The sequence below is a fragment of the Novosphingobium kaempferiae genome (genome assembly GCF_021227995.1).
Taxonomy (GTDB): domain Bacteria; phylum Pseudomonadota; class Alphaproteobacteria; order Sphingomonadales; family Sphingomonadaceae; genus Novosphingobium; species Novosphingobium kaempferiae.
Map to the genome: position 1 here is coordinate 4,498,477 of NZ_CP089301.1, position 15,936 is coordinate 4,514,412.

15 protein-coding genes are annotated in these 15,936 nt (G+C 68.2%); 10 read left to right on the forward strand and 5 right to left on the reverse strand.

All coding sequences use genetic code 11. From position 1 onward, the window contains the following. The first annotated feature begins 52 nt into the window (after nucleotides 1-52). The 6 genes from ccoG to hemN all read left to right on the forward strand — a co-directional run bounded on the left by ccoG (nucleotide 53) and on the right by hemN (nucleotide 6,043). Complete coding sequence (ccoG, locus tag LO787_RS20420) at nucleotides 53-1,504, forward strand: cytochrome c oxidase accessory protein CcoG (RefSeq protein WP_232492814.1); 1,452 nt, start codon at nucleotides 53-55, stop codon at nucleotides 1,502-1,504. Continuing rightward, nucleotides 1,501-2,064, forward strand: coding sequence for a FixH family protein (locus LO787_RS20425; protein ID WP_232492815.1), 564 nt, complete (start codon nucleotides 1,501-1,503; stop codon nucleotides 2,062-2,064). The genes ccoG and LO787_RS20425 overlap by 4 nt, the downstream gene beginning before the upstream one ends. After that, on the forward strand, nucleotides 2,061-4,199 hold the full coding sequence (locus LO787_RS20430) for a heavy metal translocating P-type ATPase (RefSeq protein ID WP_232492816.1): 2,139 nt from the start codon (nucleotides 2,061-2,063) through the stop codon (nucleotides 4,197-4,199). Before LO787_RS20425 ends, LO787_RS20430 begins: the two co-directional genes overlap by 4 nt. 2 nt (nucleotides 4,200-4,201) lie before the next feature. After that, the gene (gene ccoS, locus LO787_RS20435) at nucleotides 4,202-4,351 is read left to right on the forward strand and encodes a cbb3-type cytochrome oxidase assembly protein CcoS (protein ID WP_232492817.1); all 150 of its coding nucleotides are present in this window, start codon (nucleotides 4,202-4,204) and stop codon (nucleotides 4,349-4,351) included. Between the two features lie 80 nt (nucleotides 4,352-4,431). Continuing rightward, on the forward strand, nucleotides 4,432-4,698 hold the full coding sequence (locus tag LO787_RS20440) for a hypothetical protein (protein WP_232492818.1): 267 nt from the start codon (nucleotides 4,432-4,434) through the stop codon (nucleotides 4,696-4,698). 31 nt (nucleotides 4,699-4,729) lie between these two features. Continuing rightward, nucleotides 4,730-6,043: an oxygen-independent coproporphyrinogen III oxidase gene (gene hemN, locus LO787_RS20445; protein ID WP_232496384.1), complete on the forward strand. Its 1,314-nt coding sequence runs from the start codon at nucleotides 4,730-4,732 to the stop codon at nucleotides 6,041-6,043. On the opposite strand, the gene LO787_RS20450 is transcribed toward hemN, so the two are convergent. From LO787_RS20450 to LO787_RS20470, 5 genes are all read right to left on the reverse strand, one after another. Beyond that, on the reverse strand, nucleotides 6,040-6,318 hold the full coding sequence (locus tag LO787_RS20450; protein ID WP_232492819.1) for a PilZ domain-containing protein: 279 nt from the start codon (nucleotides 6,316-6,318) through the stop codon (nucleotides 6,040-6,042). The two genes, hemN and LO787_RS20450, sit on opposite strands and share 4 nt — an antisense overlap. A gap of 303 nt (nucleotides 6,319-6,621) precedes the next feature. Continuing rightward, the gene (locus LO787_RS20455; RefSeq protein ID WP_232492820.1) at nucleotides 6,622-7,308 is read right to left on the reverse strand and encodes a M23 family metallopeptidase; all 687 of its coding nucleotides are present in this window, start codon (nucleotides 7,306-7,308) and stop codon (nucleotides 6,622-6,624) included. 145 nt (nucleotides 7,309-7,453) lie between these two features. Next, nucleotides 7,454-8,248 carry a ferritin-like domain-containing protein gene (locus LO787_RS20460; protein WP_232492821.1) on the reverse strand — a complete coding sequence of 265 codons (795 nt, stop codon included), beginning with the start codon at nucleotides 8,246-8,248 and terminating at the stop codon, nucleotides 7,454-7,456. A 146-nt stretch (nucleotides 8,249-8,394) separates the two neighbouring features. Continuing rightward, on the reverse strand, nucleotides 8,395-8,880 hold the full coding sequence (locus tag LO787_RS20465) for a peroxiredoxin (protein WP_232492822.1): 486 nt from the start codon (nucleotides 8,878-8,880) through the stop codon (nucleotides 8,395-8,397). After that, nucleotides 8,877-11,597, reverse strand: a complete 2,721-nt coding sequence (locus tag LO787_RS20470; RefSeq protein ID WP_232492823.1) for a bifunctional [glutamine synthetase] adenylyltransferase/[glutamine synthetase]-adenylyl-L-tyrosine phosphorylase — start codon at nucleotides 11,595-11,597, stop codon at nucleotides 8,877-8,879. Before LO787_RS20470 ends, LO787_RS20465 begins: the two co-directional genes overlap by 4 nt. 112 nt (nucleotides 11,598-11,709) lie before the next feature. Here LO787_RS20470 and LO787_RS20475 point away from each other — a divergent pair, with 112 nt between their 5' ends. The 4 genes from LO787_RS20475 to LO787_RS20490 all read left to right on the forward strand — a co-directional run bounded on the left by LO787_RS20475 (nucleotide 11,710) and on the right by LO787_RS20490 (nucleotide 15,929). Next, on the forward strand, nucleotides 11,710-13,416 hold the full coding sequence (locus LO787_RS20475; protein ID WP_232496385.1) for a M28 family metallopeptidase: 1,707 nt from the start codon (nucleotides 11,710-11,712) through the stop codon (nucleotides 13,414-13,416). Beyond that, a complete protein-coding gene (locus tag LO787_RS20480; RefSeq protein WP_232492824.1) occupies nucleotides 13,401-14,405 on the forward strand; it encodes an agmatine deiminase family protein in 1,005 nt (334 codons plus the stop codon). Before LO787_RS20475 ends, LO787_RS20480 begins: the two co-directional genes overlap by 16 nt. Before the next feature lie 322 nt (nucleotides 14,406-14,727). Continuing rightward, a complete protein-coding gene (locus tag LO787_RS20485) occupies nucleotides 14,728-15,045 on the forward strand; it encodes a hypothetical protein (RefSeq protein WP_232492825.1) in 318 nt (105 codons plus the stop codon). Continuing rightward, entirely contained in the window at nucleotides 15,042-15,929 is an 888-nt protein-coding gene (locus LO787_RS20490; RefSeq protein WP_232492826.1) for a bestrophin family protein, read from the forward strand. The genes LO787_RS20485 and LO787_RS20490 overlap by 4 nt, the downstream gene beginning before the upstream one ends. Nucleotides 15,930-15,936: the final 7 nt, after the last annotated feature.

Consider the following 15,936-nt stretch of genomic DNA (forward strand, 5'->3'; position numbering starts at 1 on the left):
ATGACGAAGCGGGAGAGGCCATGCCCATCCCGCCTTTCAGCGGACAAGTACCATGAGCACGCCCCCCGACATTACGCAAGCATCGCTCTACGCAAAGCGCGAGCCCGTCTTCAATCACCGCATCGACGGCAGGTTCCGCCGCATCAAGTGGGCGATCATGGCGCTGTGCCTCGCGGTCTACTGGGTCACGCCTTGGCTGCGCTGGAACCGTGGGCCCTACGCACCCGATCAGGCGGTGCTGGTCGATCTTGGCCACCGCCGCTTCTATATGTTCGGCATCGAGATCTGGCCGCACGAGTTCTACTTCGTGGCGGGCCTGCTCATCATGGCGGGCATTGGCCTGTTCCTCGTCACCAGCGCCGTGGGCCGCGCATGGTGCGGCTATGCCTGCCCCCAGACCGTCTGGACCGACCTGTTCCAGCACGTCGACCGCCTGATCGACGGGGACCGCAACGCGCGGTTCAAGCTCTACAAGGCGCCCTGGGGCCCGGCCAAGATCGCCCGGCGGCTGGTGAAGTGGAGCATCTACCTCGCCATCAGCTTCGCTACCGGCGGTGCGTGGATCTACTACTTCGCCGATGCCCCCACCCTCCAGCGCGCGTTCTGGAGCGGCACCGCCGATCCCGTCGCCTACGCCACCGTCGCGACGCTGACCGCGACGACTTTCGTCCTCGGCGGTTTCATGCGCGAACAGGTGTGCATCTACATGTGCCCCTGGCCGCGCATCCAGACCGCGATGACGGACGAGAAATCGCTGACCGTCACCTACAAGGACTTCCGCGGCGAACCGCGCGCCAGCGTCAAGAAGGCGCAGAAGGCCCCCGGTGCGTTTGGGGACTGCATCGACTGCAACCAGTGCGTCGCCGTCTGCCCCACCGGTATCGACATCCGGCAGGGGCCGCAGGTCGGCTGCATCACCTGCGCGCTGTGCATCGACGCCTGCGACCGGGTGATGAAGGACGTCGGCCGCCCGCGCGGACTGATCGACTACGCCACGCTGGAGGACAGCGAGCGCGAGAAGGCCGGACAGCCGCCGACGCGCCACCTCAGGCTGATCTGGCGGCCGCGCACGATCGCCTACTTCGGCGTCTGGGCGGGCAGCGGCCTTGCCCTGCTGTTCCTGCTGGGCACCCGCGTCCACACCGGCCTGACCGTCGCCAAGGACCGCAATCCGCCGTACATCCTCATGAGCGATGGTTCGGTGCGCAATGCCTACACGCTGCGCGTGCGCAACATGCAGGGCCGCCCCCGCGCGATGGAGATCGCCATCGAGGGCCTGCCCGGCGCCGCGATGTGGACCGACGACACCGCCCGCGCCGATGCCGCCCGCAGCCTCGTCCGCACCGTCCCCGCCGACGCCACGCAGGCCCTGCGCGTCTACGTCGTCGCGCCAGCTTCCACGGCGAAGCAGGACTTCGCCTTCCGCGTGCAGGCGCAGGACGAAGCGCGCGAGACCGCCCTTTCCGAAGTCACCTTCGACAAGCCGCAGGAGGCGAGACCATGACCGTGCAGACCCGCAAGCCTTTCAGTGGTCAGAATTTCACTGGGGGGCACATGACCGCTATCCTCGTCGCCGGGTTCGGCGTGGTGGTGGCCGTCAACGTGACGATGGCGACGCTCGCCAGCACGACCTTCGGCGGCATTGTGGTGGAGAACTCCTACGTCGCCAGCCAGGACTTCAACCGCTGGCTCGACGAAGCGGCGCGGGAGAAGGCTCTGGGCTGGCGGCTGGATGCGCGGCGCGGGAAAGAGGGGCGGGTTGTGGTGGATCTAGGCATCGCGCCATCCATCCTTCGACAAGCTCAGGATGAGCGGAATGGGGATAATTCGCTCCCTATGAAACCCGCTCAGGCTGAGCCTGTCGAAGCCCCCGCCGCGCGCGCTACGCTCATCGCCACCGCCCGCCATCCCCTCGGCCGCCTTCCCGACGTGGCCCTCACCTTCCGCCACGAAGGCACCCGCTGGATCAGCACGCAGCCGCTCCCCGCCGGTCGCTGGATCCTGCGTTTCGAGGTCGAGGCGCAAGGCCGTCACTGGCGCACCCAGCAGGAGATCGGCGCATGAACGCGATCACGCCCCCACCAGTCGTCCCGGTCCCGAGCGAGCCCACCATCGACAGCCGCTTCACCGTTCCCGGCATCCACTGCGCGGGCTGCATCGGCAAGATCGAGCGCGGCCTCGCGCTGGTCCCCGGTGTCGCCTCGGCGCGGGTGAACCTTTCGGCGAAACGCGTCGCCGTCAGCCACGCGGCCACGCTCGACGGCGAGACGCTGATCGAGGAAATCCGCAAGCTCGGCTTCGAGGCCGAGCGCGCCGCCGACAACCCGCTCGCCCGCGATGATGTGGAGACGAAGCGCCTGATCCGCGCGTTGGCGGTGGCGGGGTTCGGCATGATGAACGTCATGCTGTTTTCGGTCTCGATCTGGTCGGGCACCGATGCGGTGACGCGCGGGATGTTCCACTGGATCAGCGCGCTCATCGGCATTCCGGTGGTCGCCTATTCGGGCCGCCCGTTCTTCGCCTCTGCGTGGATGGCGCTGAAGTACCGCCGCACCAACATGGACGTGCCGATCTCCATCGGCGTGATCCTGGCGACGGCGATGAGCCTCTACGAGACGCTGACCGGCGGCGAGCATGCCTACTTCGACGGCGCGGTCATGCTGCTGTTCTTCCTGCTCGCGGGCCGCACGCTCGATGCGATGATGCGCGGGCGTGCGCGCTCGGGCATCGCCGCGCTGCTGGGTCGCATGGGTCGGGGCGCGCAGGTTCCGGGCGAGGACGGCACTGCCCGCTACGTCGAGGCGGAGAAGCTGCGGCCGGGCATGGTCATGCTCGTCGCGGCGGGCGAGGCGCTGGCGGCGGACGGCGAGATCGTCGAGGGGCGCACCACCGTCGACGCCTCGATGCTGACCGGCGAGAGCGACCCGCGCCCCGCCGCGCCCGGCGACCTGATCCACGCGGGGATGATCAACCTCGGCGATCCGGTGCGCGTGCGCGTCACCGCCGCCGCGCAGGACACCGCGCTTGCCGACATCGCGCGGCTGATGGACGAGGCGGGCCAGTCCCGCTCTCGCTACGTGCGCGTTGCGGACCGGGCGGCGCGGCTCTATGCGCCCGCCGTCCACACGCTCGCGTTCCTCAGCTTCTGCGGCTGGATGCTGGCGGGTGCGGGTGTCTACAAGGCGCTGACGATCGCCACCGCCGTGCTCATCATCACCTGCCCCTGCGCGCTCGGCCTTGCGGTCCCGGCGGCACAGGTCATCGCGGCGGGCGCGCTGATGCGGCGCGGGCTGCTCATCAAGGACGGCTCCGCGCTGGAGCGGCTGGCCGAGGCGGACGAAGTGCTGCTCGACAAGACCGGCACCCTGACGCTGGGCGAGCCGCGCCCGATCACCCTCGCCATGCTCGGCCCGCGCAGCCGCGCCATCGCGCTGGGGCTGGCGCAGGCGAGCCGTCATCCGCTGAGCCGCGGCCTTGCCCGTGCGTTGCGCGAGGAGGGCGTCGAGCCTGCCGCCATCGAGGGTATCTCGGAACAGGCGGGCACCGGCCTGATGGCGCGCTATGCCGATGCTAACGTGGCCTTGTTGCGCCCCAAAGTGGACGGCGCCAGCCTTGCCGTCGATCTCCTCGTCGATGGCACCCGCACCCGCATCGCCTTCGCCGACCCGCTGCGCCCTGACGTGAGGGAAACGATCGCCGCGCTCCATCGGCAGGCTCTGCCCGTCGCCATCGCCTCGGGGGACCGCGTGGAGGCGGTCGGCGCGGTGGCGCGTCAGCTCGGCCTCTTCGCCACCGCCGCGATGCGCCCGGCGGACAAGCTGGCGCTGCTCGAACGCCGCGCCGCCGTGGGCCACAAGGTGCTTATGGTGGGTGACGGCCTCAACGACGGCCCCGCGCTGGCGGGCGCGCACGTCTCCATCGCGCCGGGCGGGGCGAGCGACGTGTCGCAGCAGGCAGCGGACGCGGTGTTCGTGGGTGAGCGGCTGATGCCCGTCGCCACCGCTGTCCGCGTGGCCCGCGCGACGATGCGTGTGGTGCGTCAGAACTTCGCCACCGCCGTGATCTACAACGTGCTGGCGGTTCCGCTCGCGATCATGGGGCACGTCACCCCGCTGGTCGCGGCGCTGGCGATGTCGGGCAGCTCGCTGCTGGTGGTGGGCAATTCGCTGCGCCTTGCCCGCGCGGCGGGAAAGGACTGACGATGACGATCCTCGGCTTCATGATCCCGCTTTCGCTGGGGATGGGCCTCGTCGCCCTTGCCGCGTTCTTCTGGTCGATGCGCAGCGGGCAGTACGAGGATATGGACGGCGCCGCCAATCGCATCCTGATCGACGAAGAGATGGGCGGGTGATTACTGCTGCGCGCAACGGAACACCCCTTCGTCATTGCGAGCGAAGCGAAGCAATCCAGATGGGCCGGCGCGGCGCTGGATTGCTTCGCTTCGCTCGCAATGACGAAGCAGGGGAAGGACGCGCACGCCATTTACTCGCCCTGTTCGGCGCGCTGGCGCTGGTGCCTGCGATGGTCGGGCCGCTGAGGGCCGAGGCGCGCGAACTGTCCGTGGCGCTCTGCGGCGGCGCGGCGATGACGCTGCCGGTGCCGACGCGTGACGCCCCTCCCGGTCCGCCGCAGGGGCCGTGCTGCGCCAAGGGGTGCCATGCGGACAGCAAGCGCAAGCGGCTTGATCGAACGCAATGACCGCCGGGCGGACCTGCGCGATGAGGATGGCATGTGGACCTATCACCCCGACCTCCTCGCGATTCCCGTGCCGCGCTACACCAGCTTCCCGACGGCGGCGGAGTTCGGCGAGGGCGTAGGCCCGGCGGATTATGAGGTGGCGCTGGAGCGGACTACGGGCGATGTCTCGCTCTACGTCCACATCCCGTTCTGCGAGAAGATCTGCTGGTACTGCGGCTGCAACACCAGCGTCGCCAACCGGCGAGATCGCGTGGCGAGCTACCTCGATGCGCTCCACCGCGAGATCGTGCTGGTGGCGGAGCGCCTGCCCGCCGGCGCGCGGATCACCCGCATCGCCTTCGGCGGCGGCAGCCCCAACGGCATCTCGCCGATCGACTTCGTGCGGCTGGTCGATGCGCTGACGCTGCAGTTCGAGACCTCGCGCCCCGTCACCTCGATCGAACTGGACCCGCGCACGCTGGGGCCGGAGTGGGCCGACGTGATCGCCACCGTCGGCATCGAGCGGGCCAGCCTCGGCGTGCAGACTTTCGCGCCCCGGCTCCAGCAGGCGATCGGGCGTGTTCAGCCCGCACGCATGATCGAGGAGGGCACGGCGATGCTGCGCGCGGCGGGCGTCGCATCGATCAACTTCGATCTGATGTACGGCCTGCCGGGGCAGACGATGGCGCATCTCAAGGATTCGCTGGAACAGACGGTCGCGCTCGGCGCCGACCGCATCGCGCTGTTCGGCTATGCCCACGTCCCGCACCTGATCGCCCGCCAGCGCAAGATCGACGCCAGCGCCTTGCCCGATGCCGCCGCGCGCTTCGCGATGGCGGCGTTCGGGCATGAGTACCTGCTCGACCGGGGCTATGTCGCGGTCGGGTTCGACCATTTCGCGCTACCGGGCGATCCGCTCGCGCAGGCGATGCTGACCGGGCACCTCAGGCGCAATTTCCAGGGCTTCACGGAGGATCAAGCGCCGGTGCTGCTAGGGCTCGGCGCTTCGGCGATCAGCGGGTTTCCCGACCTCCTTGTCCAGAACGAGAAGAACACCGGGCGCTACCGTATGATGCTGTCGCAGGAACGGCTGACGGCCACGCGCGGTATCGTGCGCCATGCCGAGGATCGCCGCCGCGGCGCGGTGATCGAAGCGCTGCTGTGCCGGGGCCGCGCCGCCGTGGAGCCCGATCTCCACCGCGAGGCATGGCCGCTGCTGGCGCCCTACTTCGCGGCTGGGCTGTGCGAGGCGGATGGGGACGACCTCGTCATCGCGCCGGGCGGGCTGCCTTACGCGCGCTCCATCGCGGCGCGGTTCGACCCGTATCGCAAGGACTCGCTGCGGCGGTTCAGTTCTGCGGTCTAGGCCTGCGGTCTGGGGTCGAACTCCACCCCGAACAGGTTGCCCTCGCGCCAGCGGACGAGTCCCCACAGTTCGCGGCCATCCTCCAGCTTCGCCCGCACCACTTCGTCGAGCAGTGGCGGTACGCCCGCAGCGGCGGCGCTGAGCCCGTGCGAGGAGATGTCGCGCACGATCACCGCGATCTCCACGCCTTGCGAATCGGTGAGGGCGAAGCGCGCACAGCGCCTGCGACGTCGTTCGCGCAGGATCGGGGTGGGGCGGAAGCGGGCCTTGTCCATCCAGTCCAGAACGGCGGGAGATCGCGGATTTTCAGTGCGAGTCGCCGGATTTGACCGCGATCAATGTGCCTGCCTGGCGCAAGTGCGAAGAGGTTCCTGCCGGTCCACCGCACCAACTCCCGCCCTGGCGGACCCCCGGTGCGGTAACCGCTTCTCCCCAACTTCAAGGGGTGGCCCACCCTCGTGACGGGCCGCCCCCTTTTTTTGGGCTACGGAGCGCAAGCAAAAGAAAAGGCGGCCTCACGACCGCCTCTTCCTCCTCTCAACCGGGAAACTCTTGGGGGGTATGCGGCGGCTCGAGCCTCACTTGGCCGAGGCGAGACCTGCCTGCATGTAAGGAATCGGGTTCACGGCAGTGCCATCGACGCGGACTTCGTAGTGAAGGTGCGGGCCGGTCGAGTTGCCGGTGGAACCGACGTAGCCGATCACGTCGCCCTTGTGGACGATCTGGCCTTCCGCGACGTTCAGGCGCGACATGTGGCCGTAGCGGGTCTGCATGTCGCCGCCATGTTCGAGCGAGATGTAGAGGCCATAGCCGCTGAACCACGAGGCGCGGCTGACCTTGCCGTCGGCGGTGGCGTAGACCGGCGTGCCGGTCGGCGCGGCGAGGTCGACGCCCTTGTGGGCACGGCGACCGCCGAGGATCGGGTGATCGCGCATGCCGAAGCTGCTGGTCATGCGGTCCATGGCGAGGGGGTTGCGCGAGGGGATGGCGACCGAGGCGATGCCGCCGACGGCTGCCTTGGGCTTGGCTGCGGCGAGGCCGGTTTCCTCGAAGTTCTGCCACGAGCTGAAGAGCTGGCTGAACTGTTCGTCCTCACCACCGGTGACCGACTGGTTGGCGGCCTGGCTGGTGCGGAGGGTGGAGGAAATGTCGGCAGCGGCGGCGCTGCTGTTGGCCATCGCGGGGTGCGCGGCGATGGTAAGACCGGCGGCGACACAGAGACTGGCCACAGCGCGGAACCGGGAAATGAAATTCGTCACGACCACTCGCAATACCTTGTTGTCCGCCGCTGCCCCGAAGGACGCACGACGCTACTTTTCGGCGCCCCGTAATCGGGTGCACCTGGGGTGTTGGAGATGGTCGGAACCCCCCGCCGTCTCGCTGGATGTGACTTATGCCGTTAGTTTTAAGTCAGGCAAGCGCAGTATACAGATCGCGCGACAAACCGGCTGCAAGGCGCGCCGAGTCGTTGAACGGCGGTTTAACGGCCCCTTTGAAATAGCGGGAAACCAAGGTTTTCCATAGGTCTCGGACATCCTCGCCCAACCGTTCGGCGACAGCGGCGAAATGAGTTGCGCCGAAGCGGACGTGGGCAATTTCGTCGTCAAGGATTCGTTCGAGGATGCGTGCGCCGCGCTCGTCGCCCACCGCGCGAACCCGCTCGATCGTGGCCGGGGTGATGTCGAGCGCGCGGGCTTCCAGCACCATCGGAACGACGGCGAGCCGGGCCCCTACGTCATGGCGCGTGTCGTAAGCCGCGCTCCACAACCCATCGTGTGCGGGAAGCGCGCCGTAGTGGCTGCCGAAGCTGCGCAAGTGCCTGTCGATCACGGTGAAATGCATCGCCTCGTCCGCTGCCACCCGGAGGAAATCGGACACGAACTGCGGCCCCATCGCGGCGCCGAATCGGCCCGCCATGTCGAGCGCGAGGTCGATGGCGACGAACTCGATATGGGCGAGGGCGTGCCACAGGGCGAGGCGCCCGCGCTCCGATCCGCCCTTGCCGCGCTTGGGCATCCGGGCAGGTGGCAGCAGTTCGGGGGCATCGGGGCGGCCCGGCGTCTCGGGCATCGCGACGTCGAAGGTGAAGGCGAGGCGACCCAGCCGCCAGTCGCGCGCCACCTTGCGCGCCGCCATGACCTTGGCGCGCGGCTCGGATTCGGCCAGCGCGGCGTGGATGGTGGCGGCGAGGGAGGGGAGTTGCATGGTCTGTCCTGAACGGCGCGGCTTCGACGGCTTCGGCATGACCCTTCGACGAACTCAGGGTGAGCGGAGTTGGTATAATAACCTTCGATCCCGCTCAGGCTGAGCTCGTCGAAGCCCCCTCGGCAGGGCGCTGGGTCGTCGAGAAATCAAAGCGCCTTGGCGGCTTCCAGCACCTTGGCGGCGTGGTCCTTGACCTTCACCTTGTCCCAGACTTGCGCGATTTTACCGTCCGCGCCGATCAGGTACGTGGTGCGCACCATGCCCATGTAGGTGCGACCATAGTTCTGCTTCTCGGTCCAGATGCCGAGCGCGTCGGACAGGCCGTTCTCCTCCGCATCGGTGGCAAGCGGAGCCTTCAGGTCATGCTTGGCGATGAAGTTCTGGTGCTTCTTCGCCGAATCCTTGCTGACGCCGAGCAGCGCCGTTCCGGCTGCGTCGAATTCCGCCTTGAGCGCCGAAAAATCGATGTTTTCCGTGGTGCAGCCCGGCGTCGCGTCCTTGGGATAGAAGAACACGACGAGCTTTTGCCCTGCGAAGTCCGATGCCTTCACGCTGCCGCCTTCGGGGGTTTCGAGCGCGATGTCGGGGAAGGTGTCGCCGATGTGCGGACGGCCGCTTTCGGGGGTGGTCATGCGTCAATCTCCAGTGCTTCGCCGAAGGCCTGCGCCCATGCCGCCGCGACGTGGCGGCGGGCCTGCGCGATGTCGGTTTCGAGCGCGTCGCGGTCGCCATAGCCGCATGCGCGCACGAGGGCCAGACAAGCGGCGGGGCCGGGCATCTGCGCGTCGGGGGCGAGCAGCCGCCCGGCGACAAGCAGGCGGGTCAGCGCATCGTGCGCGCCGACCAGCGCCTCGGGCAGCAGCCCGGCGGCGGCGAGCGCGCGGACCGCTTCGCCAAGGTCGGGGTCCAGCCCCGGCCCGCGTTCGCGCAGCTGGACGAAGTGGACGATGAACTCCAGATCGACGAGCCCGCCGCGCATCAGCTTGACGTCGAGCGGGCCGCCCGGCGGCTTGTGACGGGCCATCTTCTCGCGCATTTCCAGCACGTCGGCGCGCAGCTTCGCGGCGTCGCGCGGGGCGGTGAGGACGCTGCGCACGACTTGGGCCAACGCCTCGCGCCCTGCCGCCGAGCCATAGAGCGGACGCGCGCGGCACAGCGCCATGTGCTCCCATGTCCATGCCTGTTCGCGCTGGTAGGTCTCGAAACTCTCCAGGCTGGCGGCGGGCGGACCCTGCTCGCCGGAGGGGCGCAGGCGGGTGTCCACCTCGAACAGCGCGCCCTGCGCGGTCGCCACCGAAAGCGCGGAGATCGCCCGCTGCGACAGGCGGTTGTAGTAGTGCGTCGCCCCCAGCGGGCGGCGGCCATCGGATTCGCGGCGGAAGTCGCCACTGAACAAGTATACCAGATCGAGGTCGGAGGCGTGGGTGAGCACCCCGCCGCCCATGCGGCCGAGGCCGAGCACGAGCATCTCGCTTTCGGCCACCGCCCCATGCGCGCCGCGAAATTCCTCGACCGTCGCGTCGGTCAGCACCACCAGCGCGGCCTCGGCGATGCGGGCGATGGCGTGGCCGACGGCGAGCGGGTCGTTGGCGCCCTCGATCAGCTGGACGCCCAGCTTGAAGCGCATCTCGCCCACCTTGCGGCGGACTGCATCGAGCTTGCGCTCGTAGTCGTCGCCCGCCTCGAACCGGGTGAGTTCGGCGACGATCTCCGTGACCGGGCCGGGGAGGTCAAAGGCGCTGGCATCGATCAGCGGGTCGAGCAGGTCGGCGCGGCGGGCCAGCGCATCGGCCAGCGGCGGGGCGAGGCCGAGGATGCGCGCCAGCATCTCGATCAGCGCGGGGCGTGCCTGGAGCAGATTGAACAGGTTGATCGCGCTCGGCAGGTTGCCGAGCAGCTGCTCCCAGCGCGCCATAGCGCGCTCCCGATCAGGCGCGGCGGCGAGCGCGGTGAGCAGGTCGGGCCCGATCGCGGCAAAGGCAGTGCGCGCGGCCTCGGAGCGCAGCGCGCGGACCTTGCCGCCCAGCCACCCCTCGATCCGCGCGGCAAGCCCGGCGGGATCGGCGAAGCCCAGGGCTTCCAGATCCTCGGGCAGGGTCGACTGGTCGGGCACCGATACCGGCACCGCGCCAGTCGGGGTGTTGGCCATGATGAGCGAGTCGTAACGGTCGCCCACCGCCTGCGTGATCGCGGTAAGTTCGTCGAGCAGGGCCTGTCCATCGGGCAGGCCGTCGAGCCGGGCGACGGCGTCGATGCCCTCCGGCGTCTTCGGCAGGCTGTGGGTCTGCTGGTCCTGCATCATCTGCAGCCTGTGCTCGATCGTGCGCAGTCTGTCATAGCTTTGGCCCAGGCTCAGTGCTTCCTCGGTGTCGATCAGTCCCCCCTGTGCGAGCGCATCCAGCGTCTCGCGGGTGCCCCGAAGGCGCAGGGCGGGGTGGCGGCCGCCGTGGATCAGCTGGTGGGTCTGGGCGTAGAATTCGATCTCGCGAATGCCGCCGCGGCCTTTCTTGAGGTCGAAACCGGGGCCGACTTCCGGGCTTCCCCGCGTGCTGGCGCGGATCTGCGCAGTGAGGCGGCCGATCTCCGCAATTGCCCCGAAATCAAGGCTTCGGCGCCAGACGAAAGGCCGGATCGCGGCCAGAAACGCCTCTCCCGCCGCGACATCCCCGGCGCAGGACCGCGCCCGGATGAAGGCCGCCCGCTCCCACGTCAGCGCGGAGGATTCGTAGTGCGACAGCGCACCTTCCACCGGGATCGCCAGCGGGCTGACCTCGGAGGCAGGACGCAGGCGCAGGTCGACGCGGAAGACATAGCCCTCATGATCGACGCGAGACAGGATCTCCACCACCGCCCGCGCCACGCGCTGCGCCGCCTCACCGGGTTCGTCGCGCTCGCGGCGGGGGAGGACGAGCGGGTCGAAAAGCAGGATCGGGTCGATGTCCGAGCTGTAGTTGAGTTCCCCAGCACCATGCTTGCCGAGCGCCAGGGCGAAGAAACCCTTGGGATCGGAGGGATCGTAATCCGGCACGCGGCGGCGGATTCCCGCGACGATCGCGGCGTCGAGCGCCCGGTCGGCGAAGGCGGAAAGCGCGCCGGTGACATCGAGCAGCGGGAACGCGCCCGCGAGGTCGCCTATGGCGAGCGCGAGCGAGAGCGCCTGTCTTTCACGGCGCAGGGCCGAGGCGGTGTCCGTCACGCCGTCCCCAGCCGCGCGGGCAAGGGCGAGCGCGGCGTCGCCGTCACCTGCGGCGAGCAGTTCGGTCAGCGCCGGAAGCCGGTCGAGCGCGGTCGCGAGGAAGGGGGCATGGGCGCGGGCCCGGGCGATGGCACTGGTCCAGTCGGCACTCATGGCAGGCTTCCTGCCTGTGCCCGCCGCCAAGGGCAAGACGGATGACGAATACCTTGTCCCCGCTCGCCCGCTCTGGCACCTGTGCGCGCGTTCAAGCAGAGGTCGTCCCCCCATGAAGCCTTTCCTCTCCCTCGTCGCCGTGCTGGCGCTCGGCGCTGCCGCCGCAAGTTCGGCCCAGCCGCTGCCCAAGGGCACCGCGCTCAAGCCCCCTGCCGATGCGGGCGCGCAGCCGGACGTGCCGGTGGAGCTGATGAAGCAGATCACCAAGCGCCTTGCCGCCGACGATTTCGAGGGTCGCGCGCCCAGCACTCCGGTCGAGCCCAAGGTGCTCGACTACATCGTGGCGCAGTTCAAGGCTGCGGGCCTCCAGCCGGGAAACAAGGGCGAGTGGCTCCAGCCCGTCCCGACGGTGGAGATCACCGGCGACAAGTACACCCCGCTCACCGTCACCGGCGCGGGCAAGGCGCTGTCGTTCAAGCCCGCCACCGACTACGTGGCCGCCAGCTACCGCGTGACGCCCAAGACGCAGGTGAAGGACAGCGAGCTGGTCTTCGTAGGCTACGGCATCAATGCGCCGGAACTGGGCTGGAACGATTACGCGGGCATCGACATGAAGGGGAAGACGGCGGTCATCCTCGTCAACGACCCGGACTATGCCGACGAGGGCGAGCAGGGCCTCTTCAAGGGCCGCCGCATGACCTATTACGGCCGCTGGACCTACAAGTTCGAGGAAGCCGCGCGGCAAGGCGCGACCGCCGCGCTGATCGTGCATGACACGTTCCCCGCCGCCTATGGCTGGAACGTCGTCAACTCCAGCTGGACCGGCGCGCAGTATTACGTGCAGTCGCCCAATGACGGCATGGACCAGACTGTCGCCAACGGCTGGGTGCAGAAGCCGGTGGCCGAGGCGATCCTCAAGGCTGCGGGCAAGGATCTGGCCGCGCTGACGAAGGCGGCGCAGACCAAGGGGTTCAAGGCGGTGCCGCTTGGCCTCAAGGTCGGCTTCGGGTTCGACAACGCGATCCGCCGGTCCACTTCCAACAACGTTGTCGGCGTATTGCCCGGCAAGACCCGGCCCGACGAGGTCGTGCTCTATTCGGCGCACTGGGACCACTTGGGCCACTGCACGGCGGACAAGACCGGCGACGATATCTGCAACGGCGCGGTCGACAATGCTGACGGCGTCGCCGCGATGACCGCCATCGCCAAGATGAACGCCGAGGCGGGTGCTGCAGAGCGCAGCCAGGTCTTCGTCGCGCTGACGCTGGAGGAATCGGGCCTGCTCGGTTCCGAGTACTACGCCGCCAACCCGATCTATCCGCTCGACCACACCGTCGGCGGCGTCAACATGGATGCGCTGCTGCCTGCGGGCCGGGCGAAGTCCTACACCCAGACCGGCGGCGACAAGTCGGAGCTGGGCGACTTCTACCGCAAGGCGCTGACCGCGCGCGGCCTGACCGACGTGCCCGAGGATCACCCGGAGCGCGGCGGCTATTACCGTTCCGACCACTTCAGCCTGGCCAAGCGCGGCGTGCCGATGTTCAACATCGAGCGCAGCAACGACCTTGTCGAAGGCGGCACCGCTGCCGGAGAGAAGATCGCGCAGGCCTATACCGACGACCACTACCACGCGCCTAGCGACCAGTATTCGGACGCCTGGGACTGGAGCGGGATCACGCAGGACGTGGAACTGCTCTACGATCTGGGCCGCGAACTGGCAGATGGCTCGATGTGGCCCAACTGGCGGCAGGGCGACGAATTCCGCGCCATCCGCGACAAGGCCTGCACCGCTGCGACCAAGGGATGCAACACCAAGTGACTTTCGCTCTTCCGCCCGAATGGACCCCGCAGGACTGGATCTGGATCGGCTTTCCGCACGATCCGGTCGAGTGGCCCGGCTTTCTGGAGCAGGCGCAGGAACAGATGGCGGCCTTCGCCAGCGCCGTCGCCGAGAGCGGGCAGGAAGTGCGCCTGCTCGTCCGCGACGAGACGAACCGCGCGCGGGCGAGTGAACTCGTATCGGGCAAGGTGAAGCTGGAGACGCGCCGCTACGGCGACGTCTGGCTGCGCGATACCGGGCCGCTGGTGACGATGGACAGGCCCAAAGGTTCTGGGGGCCACCGCAAGGCGATGCGTTTCGGCTTCAATGGCTGGGGCGGCAAGTACCTGATGGACGGCGATCAGGAGATCGGCGAGGAACTGGCCCGCGAGGCCGGGCTGGACGTCGAGACCGGCGACTGGATCCTCGAAGGCGGCGCGCTCGACGGGGACGGCACCGGCCTTGTCGCGACGACCGAGCAGTGCCTGCTCAACCCCAACCGCAATCCGCACCTGACCCGCGCCGATCTGGAAATGCGGCTGGAGCGCGACCTCGGCTACGACCGCGTGCTGTGGCTGGGTGACGGCCTCATCAACGACCATACGGACGGCCACGTCGACAACCTCGCCCGCTTCGTGGCGCCCAATGTGCTGGCGCTGCCGCGCGCGACCGGCAAGGACGATCCCAACGCCGCGATCTACGCCGATGCCAAGGCGCGGGCCGAGGCCATGGGCGTGACCGTCGCCGAAGTCCCCTCGCCGGGCCGCGTCGAGACGGACGGGCGCATCGAGCCTGCCAGCTACATGAATTTCGCTATCACCTCGAAGCTGGTGGTTGTGCCGATCTACGGCACCGCACACGACGAGGAAGGCGTGGCCGCCATCGCCGCGCTGTTCCCTGACCGCGACACCGTGGGCGTCATGGCGGATGCGGTGCTGGCAGGCGGCGGGTCGTTCCACTGTTCCAGCCAGCAGATGCCCTCGATCTGAGGCTTTCGCCGTGATCGGACTTAACGCTTTGTAAACCACCATGCGTGCAAGACTGCACGCATGGGTCGCATTCTCGCCTTCACGCAGGTTCCCCTGCGCACCTCACGAGCGGACTGGCTTCGTCCGCTCGTCGTGGGCGGATGCGCGCTCGCTCTCATTCTGGCGCGGACCTCGCTGCCGTTTTGAGGTGCTCTCCCGTTCATCGGGCGGCAACCTTTCCGAGCAAAATCAGCGCTGCGCAACGAAGTGTGGCTGCATTCTGTCTCCACTGTTGCACTGCACACCGATATACCGCAGCGCAGCAAAGCTTTGTCGCATTCCGATGATGCAATCGAAATCGGTGATCCCCAATCTTGTGGCGAACCTGATGTTTCGCCCGTTCATGGAGATCCCCCCAATGCGCAACATGACTGACGCTGACCGCGCCCGCCTGCGCGAATCGTTTATCGGCAATGGCCTTCTGTTTCTGTTCGGCTGTGGCGTGCTGGCCTTCCTGGTCGCCGTCGACCGGGTCGACTGGTTCTCGATCCGTCCCGCGACCGGAACCTCGATCGCGATGGCTCGTTCGACCGAAAGCGCTCCCAAGGTCGGCCCGGCCGCTGCCGCACCCGTGAGCGTGGAGCCTGCCAAGACCCAATGATCGTCGCCAAGATACCGAGTTCCACCCGGGTCGTCCGGGAGATCTGGAAACCCCTGGGCCTGCTGTTCGTATGGGACGTGATCGTCACGATCACGTACTATATCCTCCCCTTCAAGGCGCCCGAACTGCCGATCACCCTGTTCGGTTCGGCACTCGCGCTGTTCCTCGGCTTTCGCAGCAACTCGGCCTACCAGCGCTGGTGGGAAGGGCGCGGGCTGTGGGGGCTGATGATCAATGCCAGCCGCAACATTTCGCGTGCGGCGCGCAACTTCATGCCGGACCCCGAGGCGTCGGAACTCAAGAAGCAGATCATCTATCGCCAGATCGCCTATGTGAACGCGCTGCGCTGCCAGCTTCGCCGGCTGCCGCAGGACGAGGACGTGCTGCGCCTCCTTCCCAAGCATGAGAAGGATCTGGCGCTTCAGCGCGTGAATGTCGCCAACGGCATCCTCGACGGTACCGGCCGCCGCATCGACGAGGCGCGGCGCGCGGGTTGGATCGACACCATCCAGCAGGCGCAGATGGAGGCGGTCCTCGTCGATATCGCCAACTCGCAGGGCGGCATGGAGCGGCTCAAGAATACGCCGCTGCCCTTCCAGTACCGCTTCATCCCGGAAGTGTTCACGCACCTGTTCTGCGTGCTGCTGCCGATCGGTCTGGTCGAGACGCTGCAGTTCGCGACGCCGCTGGGATCGACCATCGCGGGCCTGATGTTCCTCGCCGTGCTGGCGATCGGTGACGATCTGGTGGATCCCTTCGCCAACGATGTCCACGACCTGCCGCTCAACGCCATGTGCCGCACGATCGAGATCGACCTGCTCCAGTGCATCGGCGAGGAAGCGCCCGCCCCGGTCCAGCCTGACAAGCATGGGGTGCTGTGGTAATCGGGAG